General features: G+C 52.7%; 3 protein-coding genes. 2 read left to right on the top strand and 1 reads right to left on the bottom strand.

From position 1 onward, the window contains the following. Positions 1 to 487 (bottom strand): DUF7948 domain-containing protein (locus ACYC56_RS14780; protein ID WP_461374936.1); only part of this gene is annotated, 487 nt, incomplete at its 3' end. Between the two features lie 388 nt (positions 488 to 875). Here ACYC56_RS14780 and ACYC56_RS14775 point away from each other — a divergent pair. Continuing rightward, entirely contained in the window at positions 876 to 1,553 is a 678-nt protein-coding gene (locus tag ACYC56_RS14775; protein ID WP_461374935.1) for an HAD-IA family hydrolase, read from the top strand. Then, on the top strand, positions 1,532 to 2,659 hold a 1,128-nt coding region (locus ACYC56_RS14770; RefSeq protein WP_461374934.1), incomplete at its 3' end, for a glycosyltransferase family 4 protein. The genes ACYC56_RS14775 and ACYC56_RS14770, both read left to right, overlap by 22 nt.

Here is a 2,659-nt window from a genome sequence, read left to right as displayed (position 1 = left end):
CTTGTAGCTCGGCGTTTGGGTTTGTTCCGAGGAATTGCATGATAAGAGCGACTCCTTGAATAGGGCTGCTTTTCTCAGATACCGAACGGTTGCGCTTATCGCTGGGGGCGGGCAAGCCGTCTGTGCCATCCACCTGTTTGGTGAAGGCGAATACCGCCTCGGTCTGGGTGAAATAGATCGCGTAGTCCTGTCCCTGGGCGGAGTATTTCACGACCATGTTCTGCTCGTCTTTGTTCTGCACGAATGTCATGGATTGCTTGTTATAGGCATCGCGCACCTGCTCCATGGCGGCTTCTGAGATTCGGGACCGCGTGGGTTTGTCGTGTTGGTTTTTTGCGGTTACAGTCGCATGCGAGGTTAGAATTATCCTTTTGGATAGTAACGGCACGAAGCTATACTTCACTACGGCCAGCAGGATTATCACAAGGAGGCCCAGTAATAGTGCCCTATTAAGAGTAAGAAACGCTTCCTTGTCATCCCTGCTCATCACTATGGTCCTCCTCCTCGGTGTTTCTTGCTTTTGCTGGCCTGAAGCACGCTCTGTGCACCGATGCCGTCGGCTCTGTCGAACCCGCATTTCATGCGTAACAGTTGAGCTTCGCATGAACGGCTGGAAGCATATACCCGCGCGTCGGATGTTCAAAACGTTGAAATAACAGGGGCGTGACGAGGATGTTTTCTGGTTGGCCGATTACAATCGCGGTATGAATTCTATGGAATAGTTACAATTATTTTTGGGACGGTATTAGTTTCTATATTCACTAATCGCAGAGGTCACAAGCGACTCTCTGCTAAGTTATGGTTATCTTTGTCAGGGCTGTAGTCGAAGCTAAGGCCACGATTATGGTTGTTCTATCTGTGATATAATACCTCCCATGCAGGAACTTAAAGCAGCTTTATTCGATATTGACGGAACACTTCTCGATACGTCCGAGTTCATATTTCAAGCGTATGAGTACACGCTCAATAAGTTCGGGCTGGCCCCGAGGACGCGAAGCGAGGTATCCGTGCTGATCGGCAAATCGCTTGAAACGTGTTATGAATTGCTTGCGCCGGGTGTGGATATCGCAGGCATACATGAGCTGGCGAAAACCCACAGGTACTTCCAGGGTAAACACCTTGACCTCTCAAAACCCTACCCGGGAACCGCAGCGACCCTTGAGGCACTAAAAATCGCCGGGATTAAAATTGCCGCCGTTACGACGCGGCAGCGGTCGTCATCGGTGAAGACGATGGCGCTTGCGGGGATAAGCGAATTCATCGATTTTGTGGTTGCCCTCGAGGATGTAACGCACCTGAAGCCCGACCCCGAGCCGGTACTAAAAGCGCTTGCGTACTTAAACGTACAACCGGTGGATGCCATCATGACCGGGGATAGCGACGTCGATATCTTTGCGGGTAAAAACGCGGGGACGGCGACCGTCGGGGTAACTTATGGCTTCCACGGCGCACGAATTGCGGATTGCAACCCGGATTATATCATCGACAGCATAGAGGAGATCGTCCCGGTAGTCCTACCCGAGGTGCCCGAATGCCCCGTATCGCGTACCTGATCCGTAAAACCGGCGGCGGAATGCAAACTCACATCTTCGGCCTCCTCTCGGAGCTGGACCGCTCGAAGTTTGAGCCCATCGTACTCTCACCTGCAGCGCCAAAGCTTTTTTCCTTCTTGAACGACCTCGGGATATCGACATTTGAAGTAGAGATGGCGGATTCCATCTCGCCGAAGGTCGACTACCGTTCGGCGCGCTCGGTTGCGGATGTACTGCGCCGGGTGAGGCCGGATATCATCCACGTGCATGGCAACAAGGCCGCGGTCGTCGGGTGGATGGCTTCGTATATGCACAAGGTAGAGCACATGGTCACTACGGTGCATAACTTCCCCAGTAACTTAAATCCCTCGTCGACGTATTATCCTATGGCAAGGCAAGCGAATAAGATGATACTCAACAGGGCCGACCGTCTGATTGCGGTATCGAGCGAGATACGGCGCTGCCTTGAGGACGAAGTTGGGATCGCGCCTCGGAAAATCGATGTGATTCCAAACGGGATAGATATGAATGATTGGGAAGTTTACAGGATCGGGGATAAGGGTGCTGTGGATTCGGATAATAAGAGAACCGGTGCTGATGGTAAGAAAAAGCTGGGATTACCTAAGGATGCGGTAGTGCTCGGGGCCGTGGGCCGGCTTGTGCCGTTTAAGGGGCATGGCGTTTTGCTGCAAAGCATGGCGCGCGTGGTCGCGAATCACCCCAACGCTTACCTGGTAATTGTCGGGGACGGGCCGCTTCGCGGCGAGCTTGAGAACCAGGCGAATGAGCTTGGGCTTTCAGACCATGTAAAGTTTTTGGGATTTGTCGATGAGCCGGGTCGTTACATGGCGGCGCTCGATATATTTGTACTTCCTTCGATTAAAGAACCGTTTGGAATCGTTATCCTCGAGGCAATGGCGCTCGGCTTGCCGGTGGTGGCAACAAGCGGCGGCGGCGTGCCCGATATCGTAACGGACGGCGTATCAGGACTGCTTGCGACCCCTGAAGATGCCGGGTCGCTGGCCGATGCGATTGAGAAAATGCTTGCAGATAAGGATTTGAGGGAAAAGCTTGCCCTCAACGGTTCGCAGTTGGTTAATAAAAACTTCACCATCACATCTATGGCC

The organism is Candidatus Aquicultor sp. (genome assembly GCF_054640775.1).
Note: the sequence above shows the minus strand (reverse complement) of the source record. Positions and strands in the feature narration are given on the sequence as shown.

Bases quoted from the DNA above. Each gene is read 5' to 3' on its own strand.
- ACYC56_RS14775 (WP_461374935.1), top strand. From the start codon at position 876: ATGCAGGAACTTAAAGCAGCTTTATTCGATATTGACGGAACACTTCTC.